Source organism: Pseudomonas sp. GM55, assembly GCF_000282395.1.
Taxonomy (GTDB): Bacteria; Pseudomonadota; Gammaproteobacteria; order Pseudomonadales; family Pseudomonadaceae; genus Aquipseudomonas; species Aquipseudomonas fluorescens_CC.
Genome location: NZ_AKJJ01000006.1, coordinates 21,785 through 36,583, shown reverse-complemented (window position 1 = coordinate 36,583; position 14,799 = coordinate 21,785). Strand labels below are relative to the sequence as shown.

Annotated in this window: 17 protein-coding genes and 1 pseudogene; 2 read left to right on the top strand and 16 right to left on the bottom strand. The window is 57.8% G+C overall.

Annotated features, from left to right (window positions below; translation table 11 throughout):
• From PMI31_RS29610 to PMI31_RS31195, 14 genes and pseudogenes are all read right to left on the bottom strand, one after another.
• Positions 1 to 429, bottom strand: a 429-nt coding sequence (locus PMI31_RS29610; RefSeq protein WP_274517732.1) for a YbgF trimerization domain-containing protein, incomplete at its 3' end; no start/stop codon positions are given.
• Positions 430 to 435: 6 nt separating this feature from the next.
• Positions 436 to 933 (bottom strand): peptidoglycan-associated lipoprotein Pal, encoded by a 498-nt coding sequence (gene pal / locus PMI31_RS01680; protein WP_003178634.1) that lies wholly within the window; start codon positions 931 to 933, stop codon positions 436 to 438.
• Between the two features lie 52 nt (positions 934 to 985).
• A complete protein-coding gene (gene tolB / locus PMI31_RS01675; RefSeq protein ID WP_177323544.1) occupies positions 986 to 2,266 on the bottom strand; it encodes a Tol-Pal system beta propeller repeat protein TolB in 1,281 nt (426 codons plus the stop codon).
• 17 nt (positions 2,267 to 2,283) lie between these two features.
• Positions 2,284 to 3,363 carry a cell envelope integrity protein TolA gene (gene tolA / locus PMI31_RS01670; protein ID WP_008015803.1) on the bottom strand — a complete coding sequence of 360 codons (1,080 nt, stop codon included), beginning with the start codon at positions 3,361 to 3,363 and terminating at the stop codon, positions 2,284 to 2,286.
• Entirely contained in the window at positions 3,363 to 3,815 is a 453-nt protein-coding gene (gene tolR / locus PMI31_RS01665) for a protein TolR (protein ID WP_162130292.1), read from the bottom strand. The genes tolA and tolR overlap by 1 nt, the downstream gene beginning before the upstream one ends.
• Before the next feature lie 23 nt (positions 3,816 to 3,838).
• A complete protein-coding gene (gene tolQ / locus PMI31_RS01660; RefSeq protein ID WP_007977321.1) occupies positions 3,839 to 4,534 on the bottom strand; it encodes a protein TolQ in 696 nt (231 codons plus the stop codon).
• Entirely contained in the window at positions 4,524 to 4,991 is a 468-nt protein-coding gene (gene ybgC / locus PMI31_RS01655; RefSeq protein ID WP_008015802.1) for a tol-pal system-associated acyl-CoA thioesterase, read from the bottom strand. Before ybgC ends, tolQ begins: the two co-directional genes overlap by 11 nt.
• A gap of 127 nt (positions 4,992 to 5,118) precedes the next feature.
• Entirely contained in the window at positions 5,119 to 6,180 is a 1,062-nt protein-coding gene (gene ruvB / locus PMI31_RS01650; RefSeq protein WP_008015800.1) for a Holliday junction branch migration DNA helicase RuvB, read from the bottom strand.
• Positions 6,181 to 6,789, bottom strand: coding sequence for a Holliday junction branch migration protein RuvA (gene ruvA / locus PMI31_RS01645; protein ID WP_007990731.1), 609 nt, complete (start codon positions 6,787 to 6,789; stop codon positions 6,181 to 6,183).
• Between the two features lie 114 nt (positions 6,790 to 6,903).
• Positions 6,904 to 7,428 carry a crossover junction endodeoxyribonuclease RuvC gene (gene ruvC / locus PMI31_RS01640; RefSeq protein WP_008015799.1) on the bottom strand — a complete coding sequence of 175 codons (525 nt, stop codon included), beginning with the start codon at positions 7,426 to 7,428 and terminating at the stop codon, positions 6,904 to 6,906.
• 155 nt (positions 7,429 to 7,583) lie between these two features.
• A complete protein-coding gene (locus PMI31_RS01635; protein WP_007995641.1) occupies positions 7,584 to 8,330 on the bottom strand; it encodes a YebC/PmpR family DNA-binding transcriptional regulator in 747 nt (248 codons plus the stop codon).
• 129 nt (positions 8,331 to 8,459) lie between these two features.
• On the bottom strand, positions 8,460 to 10,235 hold the full coding sequence (aspS, locus tag PMI31_RS01630; protein WP_008015797.1) for an aspartate--tRNA ligase: 1,776 nt from the start codon (positions 10,233 to 10,235) through the stop codon (positions 8,460 to 8,462).
• A 109-nt stretch (positions 10,236 to 10,344) separates the two neighbouring features.
• The gene (locus PMI31_RS01625) at positions 10,345 to 10,566 is read right to left on the bottom strand and encodes an FmdB family zinc ribbon protein (protein ID WP_007977333.1); all 222 of its coding nucleotides are present in this window, start codon (positions 10,564 to 10,566) and stop codon (positions 10,345 to 10,347) included.
• Positions 10,567 to 10,705: 139 nt separating this feature from the next.
• Positions 10,706 to 10,951 (bottom strand): annotated as a pseudogene (locus tag PMI31_RS31195) (ribbon-helix-helix domain-containing protein); the annotation flags it as partial.
• A 248-nt stretch (positions 10,952 to 11,199) separates the two neighbouring features.
• On the opposite strand from PMI31_RS31195, the gene PMI31_RS31595 reads away from it, so the two are divergent.
• Positions 11,200 to 11,802, top strand: coding sequence for a cold-shock protein (locus PMI31_RS31595; RefSeq protein WP_008015795.1), 603 nt, complete (start codon positions 11,200 to 11,202; stop codon positions 11,800 to 11,802).
• 65 nt (positions 11,803 to 11,867) lie between these two features.
• Here PMI31_RS31595 and PMI31_RS01610 read toward each other — a convergent pair whose 3' ends face one another.
• Positions 11,868 to 12,074 carry a SlyX family protein gene (locus PMI31_RS01610; protein WP_008015794.1) on the bottom strand — a complete coding sequence of 69 codons (207 nt, stop codon included), beginning with the start codon at positions 12,072 to 12,074 and terminating at the stop codon, positions 11,868 to 11,870.
• A gap of 3 nt (positions 12,075 to 12,077) precedes the next feature.
• Positions 12,078 to 12,503, bottom strand: a complete 426-nt coding sequence (locus PMI31_RS01605; protein WP_043302121.1) for an HIT family protein — start codon at positions 12,501 to 12,503, stop codon at positions 12,078 to 12,080.
• Positions 12,504 to 13,415: 912 nt separating this feature from the next.
• Here PMI31_RS01605 and PMI31_RS01600 point away from each other — a divergent pair.
• The gene (locus tag PMI31_RS01600; protein WP_008015791.1) at positions 13,416 to 14,744 is read left to right on the top strand and encodes an OprD family porin; all 1,329 of its coding nucleotides are present in this window, start codon (positions 13,416 to 13,418) and stop codon (positions 14,742 to 14,744) included.
• Positions 14,745 to 14,799 lie beyond the last annotated feature (55 nt).

The following is a 14,799-nucleotide window of genomic DNA, read 5'->3' as shown; positions in this document are numbered from 1 at the left end:
GGCGGCTGCGCCTGCTGCCGCACCTGCGGCTGCACCGGCGGCGTTCGAATCACCACCGGTGGAAGAATGTTCAGGAGTCGCGGCTGGTGCAACGCCGGTTCCTATGCGCCGATCAAGATCCTGGTATCGCTCCAGGTTTTCCTGCTTCATGCGCGCTACATCGTTTTGCAGAACTTCAATCGCACCTTGCTGGCGCTCGATCTGTTGCTGCATTGATTGCAGTTGGTTGAACAGCTCGCCCTGTGCCGAGACAGGGGTCGAAACCCCTCCCCCGGCATAGGCGCCGTTCGTACCGTAACCTGCAGGCGGATAAGTGCTCCCGCTATTGTTATAGCCGGAGTTGTCCTCGACCACAGGAACCGCAGCCCACACCGCAAGCGGCGCGAGGCTGAGAGCCAGAACAGTTACAGCACGACGGCACGTTCGCATGACGAATTACTTACGCAGTTCGACGCGACGGTTTTGAGCCCAGGACTGCTCGTCGTTGCCGGTAGCAACTGGACGCTCTTCGCCGTAGGAAACCAGCTCCAGCTGAGCTGGGGAAACACCTTGCAGTACCAGGTAGCGCTGAACGGCTTTCGCACGACGCTCGCCCAGTGCCATGTTGTACTCACGAGTACCACGTTCGTCGGTGTTGCCTTCCAGAACAACGCGAGCGCCGTTTGCTTTCAGGTCTTTGGCGTGAACGTCCAGAGCGCGCATGGCTTCTGGCTTCAGGTCCGAGCTGTCGTATTCGAAGTAGAAAGTGGTGATTGCGCGCAGAGCAGCTTCTTCGCTCAGGGAGCCGTCAACTGCACCAGTGTTTGCGCCATAACCAGCGTTTGGATCTACCGCGCCTTCACCGGCATTGTCGCCGCCTTTGGACGAGCAACCTACAGCTACAGCCATGGCCAGTGCCAGCGCAGCAAATTTACCAAACTTCAGCATTTCCATCGTGAAACTCCTAATGAACCCCAGTGTGTTAAGTAAAACGTATAGCGCCGCGTCAGTTCAGGTAAGGGGACCAGGAAGGTTCTCTGACTTCGCCTTGTGCGGTAGGAAGCGGGAGCCTTACGCGTCCATTGATGGACACGAGCATCAAGACTCCCCGGCCCTGCTGGCGGGTGGCGTAGATTACCATGGTGCCGTTGGGCGCGACAGTAGGCGACTCGTCCAGAGTGCTATCAGTGAGGATTTTTACACTACCGCGCTGCAAATCCTGGGCCGCCACCTTGAAGTTGGTGAAACCATCCTGACGGTGAATCATGACAAGCGTCTTTTCATCAGCCGACAATTTTGGGTTGGCGTTGTAGTTGCCGACGAAAGTCACGCGCTCGGCACCGCCACCCCCCGCACTGGTTTTGTAAATCTGCGGTTTACCGCCACGGTCGGAAGTGAAGTAGATGGTCGAACCATCCTTGCCCCAGAACGGTTCGGTGTTGATGCCGGGGCCGTTGGTGACGCGGGAGATTTGACGCGAGCCCAGGTTCATCACATAGATGTCCGGGTTGCCGTCTTTCGACAGCACGAACGCCAGGCGATTGCCATCCGGCGACCAGGCTGGCGCACCGTTCAGGCCTTCGAAGTTGGTGATCTGCTCACGGCGACCGGTGTCGATGTTCTGCATGAAGATCCGCGGACGCTTCTGCTCGAAGGAGACATAGGCGATGCGCTTGCCATCTGGTGCGAAACGCGGCGACAGGATCGGCTCGCGCGATTGCAGCAGGGTCACGGCGCGGGCACCGTCGTAGTCCGAACGTTGCAGGGTGTAGCGAGTGTTGTTCTCGGAGAAACGCTCGGCCGTAACGTACAGCAGGCGAGTCGAGAAGGCACCCTTGATACCCGTGAGTTTTTCGAACGACTGGTCGGAGATGTAGTGCGCCATGTCGCGCAACTGATCGACGCCGCCCGACACGCTGCCGGTCAGCACTTGCTGCTCGGTGGCCACGTTGAACAGTGCGTATTGCACCTGCAGGCGACCGCCCGCCGGAACGATGCTGCCGACCATGACGTACTGGGCACCCAGTGCCTTGAAGTCACGGAAGATGATCTCGCTGGCCTGGCTCGGCTGGCTGATCATGTTCTGCTTTGGAATCGGCGAGTAGTAACCCGAGTTGCGCAGGTCGTTACCGATGATTTCCGCCATGTCGTCCGGTAGCACGCTACCGCCCTGGAAGCCGAACGGAACAACGGCGATCGGGGTGGCCCGATCGCTGCCACTGGTGACCAGAATGTTTTTCTCATCTGCCATCGCGATCCCTGCCATGCAGCAGATCACGACGAGCATTCCTCGAAGGAGGTTTCTCACGGGGCTAGATCCTCAGGTGTGAATGTCATCTTGAATGAACGATACGGAGCAAAATCGCTCGGCTTCATTCCCTGCATTTCTGTCAATCGTCCAATATTCTTCACTGCCGCTACGGCCGAAGCGTCAAACGGACCGTCGCCACTGGACTTGAGCACCTTGACCGAAGTCACCGTACCGTCCGGCAACATGCCGATTTGCAGCTGAACCGTCATGCCTTTGCGGGCCGAAGGTGGACGAGCCCAGCCTTCCGCTGCACGTATTCGAATCAGGTCATCGAAACTGCCGGCGACTTCGTCACCCTGCTCATCGGCCAAGGCCTGCTGACGCTGCGGCGTGTCGGAAAGCAAATCTGCCAGGGCCTGAGCCTTTTTGTCTTCGGCGGACTTACGTGCCGCATCCTGCGATTTCTTCTTCGCAGCATCGGCAGCAGCTTTCTTCTTCGCTTCTTCGGCGACCTTCTTCTTCGCCTCTTCAGCCTCGGCTTTCTTCTTGGCGTCTTCCGCGGCTTTCTTCTTCGCGTCTTCGACGATCTTCTTCTTGGCTTCTTCAGCGGCCGCTTTCTTGGCCTCTTCTTCAGCGGCTTTCTTGGCTTCTTCTTCAGCTTTCTTCTTGGCTATATCAGCCAATTGTTTCTCTTCTGCCTTCTTGGCTTCCGCGGCTTTCTTCGCATCGTCGGCTTTCTTGGCTTCATCAGCCTTTTTCGCCTCGTCCGCTTTCTTGGCTTCGTCGGCCTTCTTGGCTTCCTCGGCCTTTTGAGCCGCCTCTTCTTTCTTTTGTTCCGCGGCCTTCACCGCTTCCTGCTCGACCTTTTTCTGCTCCAACTGTTCGACTTCGGTCTGACGCGCAGCAGATTTCTGCGCTTCACCGGCAATCTTCTGATTGGTCTGGGTGGTCGCCCGACTTTTCGATTTCAGCTGGTACAGGGTCGCCTGGACAATCGGCTTGGCCGGCGGCAGTTCCGGGGTAAAGGCAAAACTGACGAACAGCATGCCGAACACCAGCACGTGCAAGCCAATCGCCCAGACACTAGGCCAGAAGTAGCTTTCCGAGGCGGACGGCTCTCGCTGTTGCTGCATCAGGGCGCCTCGGTAATCAAGCCAACATTACCGACCCCGGCTTTCTGCAACCCGCCCATGGCCCCCATGACGGAACCGTAATCGACGGATTTGTCACCGCGGATGAAGACTTGGGTGTGCTTGCCGTTTTCATTGCCGACGCGAATGATCTTGGTCACGGCGTCGGTCATCTGCGGCAACGTCATGGCCCGGTCTTGCTGCTTGTCTGTATCGACTTCGCTGCCAAGGTTCCAGTAGTAGGTCTTGTCGGATTTGATGGAAATGGTCAGGACCTGGGTGTTGTTGTCCTGCGGCAAGGCTTCGCTGGAAACCTTGGGCAGATCAACTTTCACGCCCTGATTGAGCATCGGCGCGGTCACCATGAAGATGACCAGCAGCACCAACATCACGTCGATGTAGGGCACCACGTTCATCTCGGCGACCGGCTTGCGCTTTTTGCGAGCTCGAGCGATTAAAGCCATTGGAAATTACCTGCTTATTCTTCGCTGGTGTGCACTTTGCGGTGCAGGATCGCCTGGAACTCGTCGGCGAAGGTGTAGTAGCGGCCCAGCAGGGTTTCGCTGCGAGCAGCAAAACGGTTGTAAGCGATAACGGCTGGAATGGCAGCGAACAGACCGATGGCCGTGGCGATCAGTGCCTCGGCGATACCCGGGGCCACAGTGGCCAGGGTCGCTTGCTGGGCGGTTGCCAGACCACGGAAGGAGTTCATGATCCCCCAAACGGTACCGAACAGACCGATGTACGGGCTGACGGAACCGACGGTGGCCAGAAAGGGCAGGCTCTGCTCGAGCTTTTCTTCTTCGCGGGAAATGGCAACGCGCATGGCACGGGCCACGCCTTCCATGACCGCTTCCGGATCAACGCCTGACTGCTGGCGCAGACGGGAGAACTCCTTGAAACCGGCACGGAAGATTTGCTCGACACCCGAATCAGGGTCCGGGTTGCTGCCGGCCTGACGGTACAGCTTGGACAGGTCGATACCCGACCAGAAGCGCTCTTCAAAGCTCTCCAGGGCACGTCGACCGGCGCGCAGCAGATTGCTGCGCTGAAAGATCATGATCCACGAGGTCACCGATGCGGCTACCAGGGTCAGCATTACCAGTTGCACCACGATACTGGCATTGCTGACCAGGCTCCACATGGAGGAATGGTCGACGACGTTAGCTTCCACGCTTTATCTCCTGCTTTGAGTGTGTACCCGCGCCGCTCACGCCGGCAAAGGCCGCTCGTAGAGCTTCGGGAATGGCCCGGGGTTTTAAACTGTCAGTGCGCACACAGGCCACCAGAAACTGCCCTTCGCAGAGCAGCGCATTATCCGTTGCCCGCCTGACCTGCTGTTTGAAGCGCAGGCTGGCACGGTTCAATTCGATTACTTCAGCGCTTACCAGCAGTTCGTCATCCAGTCGCGCCGGCGCGTGGTAGCGCGCTTCGCTGGAATGCACGACGAACAACAGGTCCTCCCCTGCCAGCTGCGATTGGGCAAAGCCCAGATCTCGTAGCCGCTCGGTTCGAGCCCGTTCCATAAACTTGAGGTAATTAACGTAATACACGATGCCGCCCGCATCGGTGTCCTCGTAATAAACGCGACAACGATGTGCGAAAGGCTCAAGCCCGTTTTGCGCGCGCATACTCTAGTGCTTACTCCTCAGGTTGCCAATCCGGCCAGGCAACTGTTTTTCATTGATCTGCGGCTTTCTCGTGAAAGTACGGTCCTGGGACCCTACATTGCCCGAAAAAATCAGCACGCAATGTTAATTAATCGTCAGCGGCATCGAGAAACTCGTCTACCACGGGCATTTCGCCCAATCGTGACGGAATGTTTAAACCGAAGTGCAGGTAGGCATGGCGCGTCACCACCCGCCCCCGTGGCGTGCGCATGATGTAACCCTGCTGGATCAGGTAAGGCTCCAGCACGTCTTCGATAGTGTGACGCTCTTCGCTGATGGCGGCGGCCAGGCTGTCGACTCCGACTGGCCCACCGTCGAACTTCTCGATCATGGTCAACAACAGACGCCGATCCTGGTGATCGAAGCCGCGCTCGTCGACGTCCAGCAGGTTCAGCGCGAGGTCGGCGATCGGTTTGGTGATATGCCCCTTGGCGCGCACTTCCGCGAAATCACGCACCCGGCGCAGCAGTCGGTTGGCAATCCGTGGCGTGCCACGGGCACGGCGGGCGATTTCGAAGGCGCCCTCCGGATCCAGCGGCAAACCAAGGATGCTTGCCGAGCGACTGACAATGGTCGACAGATCGGCGTTGTTGTAGAACTCCAGACGCTGGACGATCCCGAACCGGTCACGCAACGGGTTGGTGAGCATCCCCGCCCGCGTTGTTGCGCCGACCAGGGTGAACGGCGGCAGATCCAGCTTGATCGAACGCGCGGCCGGACCCTCCCCGATCATGATGTCGAGCTGGAAATCCTCCATGGCCGGGTACAACACCTCCTCGACGATGGGCGACAGGCGATGGATTTCGTCGATGAACAGCACATCGTGCGGCTCAAGGTTGGTCAACAGTGCCGCCAGGTCACCCGGCCGCTCCAGCACCGGCCCCGAGGTGCTCTTGATCGACACCCCCATTTCCTGGGCGATGATGTTGGCGAGGGTAGTCTTGCCCAGGCCGGGCGGCCCGAAGATCAGCGTGTGATCCAGGGACTCGTTACGACCGCGAGCGGCTTGAATGAACAACTCCATCTGCTCGCGAACGGTCGGCTGGCCAATGTATTCGGCCAGGCTGACCGGGCGAATCGCCCGGTCCTGGACTTCTTCGCGCTCACGCGGGCTGTGCGTGGCAGCGATCAGACGATCAGCTTCAATCACTTAGATCATTCCCTTCAAGGCGCGGCGGATCATGTCTTCACTGCTCAAACCTTTATCCTTGATCGCAGACACAGCCTTGCTGGCTTCCTGGGGTTTGTAGCCCAGGGAAATCAAGGCGCTGACGGCGTCATTTTCAGCAGTGTTCACCGGGGCGGGTCCATCCGGCTGGTTCGGCACCAGGGCGAACATGGCCGGTACGGTTTCCCAGGCCTTGAAGCGATCCTTGAGCTCCACCAGCAAGCGTTCGGCGGTTTTCTTGCCGACGCCCGGGACCTTGGTCAGCGCCGAAGTGTCCTGGGACTGTACGCAACGAACCAGTTCGTCGACTTCCAGGCTCGACATCAAGGCCAGCGCCAGTTTCGGCCCGACGCCGTTGAGGCGGATCAATTCGCGGAAGAAATCGCGCTCACGCTTGCCGACAAAACCATAAAGTAACTGCGCGTCTTCGCGCACGACCAAATGAGTGTGCAAGGTCAGCGGTTCACCGACCGATGGCAAGCGGTAAAGGGTCGTCATGGGCACTTCAAGTTCATAGCCCAGGCCATTTACATCCAGAATCAGATGGGGAGGCTGCTTCTCAGCCAGGGTGCCGCGCAAACGTCCAATCACGTTACAAATCCTTGAGCGTTGGCCAGCTCTGGGCCAGCGACTGATAGAGCGAGGAAATAGCGCCGACAACCCAGGCGAAACACCCTCACTCCATAAAAATGATTGCTGATGCTATCAGAGACGCAGGCGCCCGCCACGACTGCGTGCTGCTCCCAGACCATGGGGCAACAGACTGGAACGGGTATGAGCGTGGCAGATGGCAATGGCCAGGGCGTCCGAGGCATCGATCTGCGGCTTGCTGGTCAGCTTGAGCATGTGCATGACCATCATCTGCACCTGTTCCTTATTGGCCGCACCGGTACCGACGACGGCCTGCTTGACCTGGGTTGCAGTGTATTCGGCAATTTCCAGACTTTCCTCGGCACCTGCCACGATCGCGGCGCCACGGGCCTGCCCCAGCTTCAGGGCGGAATCGGCGTTACGGGCCATGAACACCTTTTCGATCCCCATGGTCACCGGATGGTAAGTCTGAATGATCTCCCGCACTCCGCGATAGACAATCTGCAGTCGCTCATGCAGCTCGCCGGCGCCGGTGCGGATACAACCGGAGGCGACGTACTCGCAGCCACGGCCGGTATCACGAACCACACCGTAACCGGTAATGCGCGAACCGGGGTCGATACCAAGAATTAAAGTCATAACGCCTGCGGATAAATTGAAATAACGCGTCGGCCATGACACCGCTCACTGTAGGAGCTCGCTCGCGATGGACCTTAACGATAACGCAACGCTTTAAATCAGCGTCGCTCTCGGGCTTTTCGCGAGCAGGGCTCGCTCCTACAGGAGAAAGCGGATCAACCGAGCTGCGCGGCCACCGACTCCGGAATTTCCGCGTTGGAATAGACGTTTTGCACGTCATCCAGGTCTTCGAGCATATCGATCAGCTTGAGGACTTTCTCGGCACCTTCCAGATCGAGCTCCGCGCTGGTGGTCGGCAACATGACGATTTCTGCGTCGTCGCCCTTGAAACCCGCCGCTTCCAGTGCGTTACGCACGGAATAGAAGCCGGCGAACGAGGTAAAAACGTCGATCGAACCGTCTTCATTGGTCACCACGTCATCGGCGTCGGCTTCCATGGCCGCTTCCATCAGCGCGTCTTCGTCAACGCCGGCAGCGAAGGAGATCTGACCCTTGCGCTCGAACAGATAGGCCACCGAACCGTCAGTCCCGAGGTTGCCACCGCACTTGCTGAACGCGTGACGAACAGCGGCTGCGGTGCGATTGCGGTTGTCGGTCATGCATTCGACCATCACCGCCACGCCGCCCGGACCGTAACCCTCATAGGTCAGCTCGACCACGTCGTCCGTGTCGGCAGCGCCGGTACCGCGGGCGACAGCACGGTCGATGATGTCGCGACTCATGTTGGCACCCAGGGCCTTGTCCAGGGCCAGACGCAGGCGCGGGTTGGAGCCCGGGTCGCCACCGCCCTGACGGGCAGCAACGGTCAGCTCACGAATCCACTTGGTGAAGATCTTGCCCCTCTTGGCATCCTGACGTTCTTTGCGGTGCTTGATGTTCGCCCACTTGGAATGACCTGCCATAACTCGCTCCGAATTCTCTTTGAAACATTGCCCGCCACGCTGCATTGCGCCGGCCGACAAACAAAAGTCTTGAACAACTCTGTCTATAAAGAAAAGGGCGCATCCCGAGATGCGCCCTTCAGGTCAAGCTTACTCAGCCTTAGGCGTTTCGCGCAGACGAATGTGCAGCTCGCGCAATGCCTTGGCATCCACCTGGCCCGGCGCCTGAGTCATGACATCTGCCGCGCTCTGGGTTTTCGGGAAGGCGATCACTTCACGGATCGACTGGGCGCCGGTCATCAGCATCACCAGACGGTCCAGACCGAAGGCCAGACCACCGTGCGGCGGTGCGCCGTATTTCAGGGCGTCGAGCAGGAAGCCGAATTTCTCTTCCTGTTCCGCTTCGTTGATACCCAGCAGACGGAACACCGACTGTTGCATCTCCTTGCGGTGGATACGGATCGAACCACCACCCAGTTCGGTGCCGTTCAACACCATGTCGTAGGCACGGGACAGAGCGCCAGCCGGGTTGGCTTCCAGCTCTTGCGGGGTGCACTTCGGCGCGGTGAACGGGTGGTGCAAGGCGGTGAAGCTGCCGTCGTCGTTTTCTTCGAACATCGGGAAGTCGACGACCCACATTGGTGCCCACTTGCAGGTCAGCAGGTCCAGGTCGTGGCCAAGCTTGATCCGCAGTGCGCCCAGGGCTTCGCTGACGATCTTCGCCTTGTCGGCGCCGAAGAACACGATATCGCCATCGACCGCACCGACGCGATCGAGGATCACGTTGAGGTTGGCTTCAGGAATGTTCTTCACGATTGGCGACTGCAGGCCTTCGACGCCATTGGCGCGCTCGTTGACCTTGATATACGCCAGGCCCTTGGCACCATAGATACCGACAAACTTGGTGTAATCGTCGATCTGCTTGCGCGGCATGCTTGCCCCGCCTGGAACGCGCAAGGCGGCGATGCGGCATTTCGGGTCGTTGGCCGGGCCGCTGAACACCTTGAAGTCGACTTCCTTGAGCTGATCGGCCACGTCCACCAGCTCCAGCGGGTTGCGCAGGTCTGGCTTGTCGGAACCGTAGCGGCGCATGGCCTCTTCGAAGGTCATGTGCGGGAACTCGCCGAATTCCAGGCCCAGCACTTCCTTGAACAGGTTGCGGATCATTTGCTCGGTCAGGCCCATGATCTCTTTTTCATCGAGAAAGCTGGTCTCGATGTCGATCTGGGTGAATTCCGGCTGACGGTCGGCACGCAGGTCTTCGTCACGGAAGCATTTGGCGATCTGGTAGTAGCGGTCAAAGCCGGCCACCATCAGCAATTGCTTGAACAGCTGCGGCGATTGCGGCAGGGCGAAGAACGAACCGGCGTGAGTGCGGCTCGGTACCAGGTAGTCGCGCGCGCCTTCAGGGGTGGCGCGGGTCAGGATCGGCGTTTCTACGTCGAGGAAGCCGTTCTCGTCGAGGAAGCGACGGATGCTGGTGGTCATGCGCGAACGCAGGCGCAGCTTCTCGGCCATTTCCGGACGACGCAAGTCGAGGAAGCGATAACGCAGGCGGGTTTCTTCGCCGACGTCGGAGAATTCGTTCAATGGGAACGGCGGGGTTTCCGATTCGTTCAGTACTTCCAGCTCATAGCCGAGGACTTCGATCATGCCCGACGCCATGTTGGCGTTGGTCGCACCTGCCGGACGCAGGCGAACCTTGCCGGTGATCTTCACGACGTACTCGCTGCGCACACGGTCGGCTGCGGCGAAGGTTTCAGCGCGGTCCGGATCGAACACGACCTGAGCCAGACCATCACGATCACGGATATCGAGGAAAATCACCCCACCGTGGTCACGGCGACGATGGACCCATCCGCAAAGGGTAATTTCCTGGCCGTCCAGGCTTTCGTTCAGTTGGCCGCAATAATGGCTGCGCATCATGGTCGTGGTTTCACTTCTCGTAATTCGAAATTCGGTTGGAGGTCTTGGGCACATCCGCTGCGGGATGATGCAAGAGCTCGCGCGTGTCGTTCAACTCAGGTTCAGGACCTTAGTCAGCTTTGTCGCCGCCGGCCAGGTTCTTCTTGGAACCGGTCTTGAAATCGGTTTCGTACCAACCCGTGCCGCTAAGGCGAAAGCCCGGCATGGACAGCATTTTTTTAAGCTCTGGCGCCTGACAGGCAGGGCAGTCGACCAGCGGTGCATCGCTGATTTTTTGAATGGCTTCCAACTGATGACCACAGGAAGCACATTGATAATCGTACATCGGCATGGAGGTTGTCTCGGCGATCAGATTGCTACCGCACACGCAGGGTTTTGCGGCAAAGAGCGGGATTATATCCATTAAATGCGGCCTGTGCAGCCGTAAGACTGCACAGGCCGACACTCTGCCGCATTCGCCATCCAGACCAGGCCGTGACGATGCCCCCTCCTTCCTTGAACCTGTGCACGACACAGACAACCCGCACCAACCCACTGAAACTCCTGACTCTGCCGTGGCGCAAGTGAACTTCGCGATCCAGATGAGATAACAGGCGACTGACCGAGCAACCGTTGACCCGGGCCATTTCCCCGCAAATAGCCCAATAAACCTGCTCAAGCCGCAAACAGGTGGCGAAGCCATTCAATCGTAATGAGCGGGACAAGGGCTGAGCCAACAACTTTTGGCAGCCTCGAAACTTCGGGCAATCTGCGGCAATTCGCCCCCAAAAGAGCCGCCGGACGCCCTGATTTGAGTAGCCTGCGGCTTTGCTGTTAAATAGACAGCGTGTCGCCAGTGCCTATTTTTCCGGGCATGGCGCATAGGCTGATACCGGGTACGTGTCCAACGCCTCTTTATTGTTTTGAAGCGAACCGTGCGCTATCAGCTCTTCCTTGTGAACTGTCTTAACGTGAGTTAATCAAAATGTTGAAAATCGTCCATCTACTGATAGGCGCAGCGGCCTTGCTGCTGTCCTTCATCCCTAGCCTGCAATCCGAAGCCTTGCCTTACCTGCAACAACCTGACGCGCTGTACCTGGCCTTTTTCGGCCTCCTCAATCTCACACTTGCACCTGTCATCCCTTACTGGAACAAAGGTCCGCGCCACCAACTGCAAAACCTGGTCAGCGCCCTGCTGGTTCTGGCGGTAGTCCTGCAAACCCTGACGCTGATCGCACCGATGCCTGTCATTGCCGGTCAACCCGCCGTGCTGTTCAGCCTGGTCGCAGCCCTGATCGCTGTTGCCCTGCATCTGGGCATCAGCTTCTACAAATCGTCACCTGTTGCCGCCTCGCCAAGCTACGACATGAGCAACCGCGATACCGGCACCGTGAAATGGTTCAACACGTCCAAAGGCTTCGGCTTCATTTCCCGCGACTCCGGCGACGATATCTTCGTCCACTTCCGGGCCATTCGCGGCGAAGGTCACCGCGTCCTGGTAGAAGGCCAGCGCGTGGAGTTTTCTGTCATGAATCGTGACAAGGGCCTGCAAGCCGAAGATGTGATCGCCGCACTGCCACGTCGCTGATTCAACGCTAAAAAAAAACCGCGCACAGCCGAGCTGTCCGCGGTTTTTTCATGCCTGCGCGTCGCTCAATAGTGCGGCGGCGGCGCTTCCTCTTCGAACGACGCAAACTGGCCGACCATTTCCTCCTGGCGCTTGAGCAGCGCAGCCACTTGCAGTTGCAGACGCTCGACCAGCCGTTGCTGCGTGACCAGGACATCATTCAATGCCTGGATGGTGTCATCCTGAAAGGCCAGACGGCTTTCAAGATCGGTAACGCGTTCTTCCAGGCTCATGATTCAGCCCTCCAGAAACGTAAAATCATCGGTCAATATCAGGCGCAAACGTTCGCGAATGGCGGCGATCTGCTCCGAACCATAGGGTTTTGCCGGATGCTTACCCCACACCGGCGCTGGCCAGGCGGCATCTTCGCGCTTGCGCACAATCACATGCATATGCAACTGGCTGACGACATTGCCCAGCGCCGCAACATTCAATTTGTCCGCGTCGAACGAATCCTTGAGCACTTGCGAAAGCTCCGTCGTCTCCTTCCAAAGCTGCTGCCGATCTGCATCATCCAACTGAAATATCTCACTGATAGCCTCACGACGAGGTACCAGGATGAACCAGGGATAGTTCGAATCGTTGGACAACAGCAACCGGCAGAGCGGAAAGTCCCCGATCGGTAACGTGTCTTGTTGAAGTCGTGGATCTAAAGCGAACACTGCGCGCACTCCCGCCAGGTCATCATTTTTCAGCTTAGCGCCCATCCAGAGGGACAGTGCACCAAGCGACCGGACGGCAGCATACCTGCGAACGGCGCACGCTTCACGGCGAACCTTGCGCAGTGGCCACGAGCGCAAGCGAAAAGCTGAAACCCCGCCCCCGAATGAGACACTTTTCGCTGCCGCGCACCATGACAGCACCGATCAACCGGAAAAAATTGCCGAAATGACTGATTCACAACGAAGTGTTCGCGCAAGACAAGCGATCAACCGGGATGAACTCAGTACAGAACGAAAAATTTTTTGCACCAAAAGCGCACAGTGGGTCTACGCTGATTGCTTCGACATCCGCCGTTTACTCACTGGCGGGGTGAACCGGTAACATTTTTGGTTGTCAGGCAGTCGACCAGAAGGGTGCAACATGATGCCGAACAAGGCGTCAAGCCCATACTAAACGTGCTTGAACCCCCGGTTTCATGAGGCTTTTACAGCATCAGAGCGTCAACTTGAAAAAAAATGCAACAAAGTTTGATTTTGCGCATACTTATTGCATTCATACCCAACATCACCTGATGTGACACCCGCTGGAAGCGGAGGTCTTCAGGAAAAAAAAGACAGCGGCAAGGTAGCCCGATGGAGATTCAAACGTTTCACCAGGACTCTTTTTACCGGCGCCACGGCTCAGAAAACAGCATTAAAGTTGTCAGCCCGGTTGCGTCGGAGCTGGAAATTTGCGACATCTATCTCGCTGTTTGCGACAGGGTCGTAAAGAAGGCGAAAGGTTAGATACGCAAGTATCGCCAATATTGTTGGCGTGATATAAGTTTGCGCCGACACAAAAAGAAAGAGCCGCCCAGATAATAAATCAGGTGGGACGGCAGTACTCTTCTAAAACCAAAGGAGCAAATCACGATGCGCGTGATGAAGTGGAGCATGATCGCACTGGCAGTTGCAGCAGCAGCCAGTACTCAGTTGGCAGTAGCCGCACCTTTCGTAAGCGACCAGGCCGAAGCCAAAGGTTTCGTTGAAGACAGCAAACTCGACTTGCTGGTTCGCAACTACTACTACAACCGTAACAAGAAAAACGGCGCAACCGACGACAAAGACTGGACCCAGGGCATTCAGGGCATGTACAGCTCTGGCTACACCCAAGGTCTGATCGGTGTTGGCGTTGAAGCTTGGGGCCAACTGGCCATTAAGCTGGACGGTTCCGACAAATATGCAGGTTCCGGCAACATGTCCGTGGACTCTGATGGCGAAGTCAACAACAGCCAAGGCAAAGCCGGCGCTGCCGCCAAGTTCCGCATCTCCAAGACCGAGCTGAAAATCGGCGACATGCAGCCAAGCACTGCTCCAGTGTTCGCTGTAGGTGGTTCCCGTATCCTTCACCAAACTGCCAGCGGTATCCAACTGCAGAGCAGCGAAGTCAAAGACCTTGACCTCGAAGCCGGTCACTTCTACTCGGCAACCAGCCAGGACCGCAACGCTCGTGACGGCGAACTGTTCGCTACTTACGCTGGCGTGACAGCCAACTCCATCGACTACTTCGGTGGCAAGTACGGCATTACCCCGGACCTGAGCGTATCGCTGTACGGTGCCAAGCTCGAAGACGTCTGGAACCAGTACTACGCCAACGCGAACTACACCCTCGCACTGGGCGGCGACAACTCGATCAACTTCGACGGTAACATCTACAACACTCGCGACACCGGTGACGCTAAAGCAGGCGACATCAGCAACACCGCCTACTCCCTGGCTGCTGCTTACTCGTTCCTGAAAGCACACACCCTGACCCTGGCGTTCCAGAAGGTCAACGGCGATACCCCGTTCGACTACATCGGTGTGGGTGACAACAACCGTGGTGGCGACTCGATTTTCCTCGCCAACTCCATTCAGTACTCTGACTTCAACGCCCCTGGCGAGAAGTCGGTACAAGCCCGTTACGACCTGAAAATGGCCGAGTACGGCGTACCTGGCCTGAGCTTCATGGTCCGTTACGTGAATGGTTGGAACATCGACGGTACCAACACTCCATCGAACAGCACCTACACCGGTCTGTACGGTGCAGACGGCAAACACCACGAAACCAACGTGGAAGCCAAGTACGTCATTCAATCCGGCCCAGCCAAAGATCTGTCGTTCCGCATCCGTCAAGCATGGCACACCGCCAATGCCGACGAAGGCGAAGGCGATATCTCTGAGTTCCGCCTGATCACCGACTACCCTCTCAACATTCTGTAATTACAGAAAGTTAGTTCGCGGTAATCAAAAAAAGGCCCATCTTCGGATGGGCCTT

Excerpts from the sequence above, each read along its gene's own strand:
- pal (WP_003178634.1), bottom strand. The coding sequence starts at position 933 with ATGGAAATGCTGAAGTTTGGTAAATTTGCTGCGCTGGCACTGGCCATG.
- tolB (WP_177323544.1), bottom strand. The coding sequence starts at position 2,266 with ATGCTCGTCGTGATCTGCTGCATGGCAGGGATCGCGATGGCAGATGAG.
- tolA (WP_008015803.1), bottom strand. The coding sequence starts at position 3,363 with ATGCAGCAACAGCGAGAGCCGTCCGCCTCGGAAAGCTACTTCTGGCCT.
- ybgC (WP_008015802.1), bottom strand. The coding sequence starts at position 4,991 with ATGCGCGCGCAAAACGGGCTTGAGCCTTTCGCACATCGTTGTCGCGTT.
- ruvC (WP_008015799.1), bottom strand. The coding sequence starts at position 7,428 with ATGACTTTAATTCTTGGTATCGACCCCGGTTCGCGCATTACCGGTTAC.
- PMI31_RS01635 (WP_007995641.1), bottom strand. The coding sequence starts at position 8,330 with ATGGCAGGTCATTCCAAGTGGGCGAACATCAAGCACCGCAAAGAACGT.
- aspS (WP_008015797.1), bottom strand. The coding sequence starts at position 10,235 with ATGATGCGCAGCCATTATTGCGGCCAACTGAACGAAAGCCTGGACGGC.
- PMI31_RS01625 (WP_007977333.1), bottom strand. The coding sequence starts at position 10,566 with ATGCCGATGTACGATTATCAATGTGCTTCCTGTGGTCATCAGTTGGAA.
- PMI31_RS31595 (WP_008015795.1), top strand. The coding sequence starts at position 11,200 with ATGTTGAAAATCGTCCATCTACTGATAGGCGCAGCGGCCTTGCTGCTG.
- PMI31_RS01610 (WP_008015794.1), bottom strand. The coding sequence starts at position 12,074 with ATGAGCCTGGAAGAACGCGTTACCGATCTTGAAAGCCGTCTGGCCTTT.
- PMI31_RS01600 (WP_008015791.1), top strand. The coding sequence starts at position 13,416 with ATGCGCGTGATGAAGTGGAGCATGATCGCACTGGCAGTTGCAGCAGCA.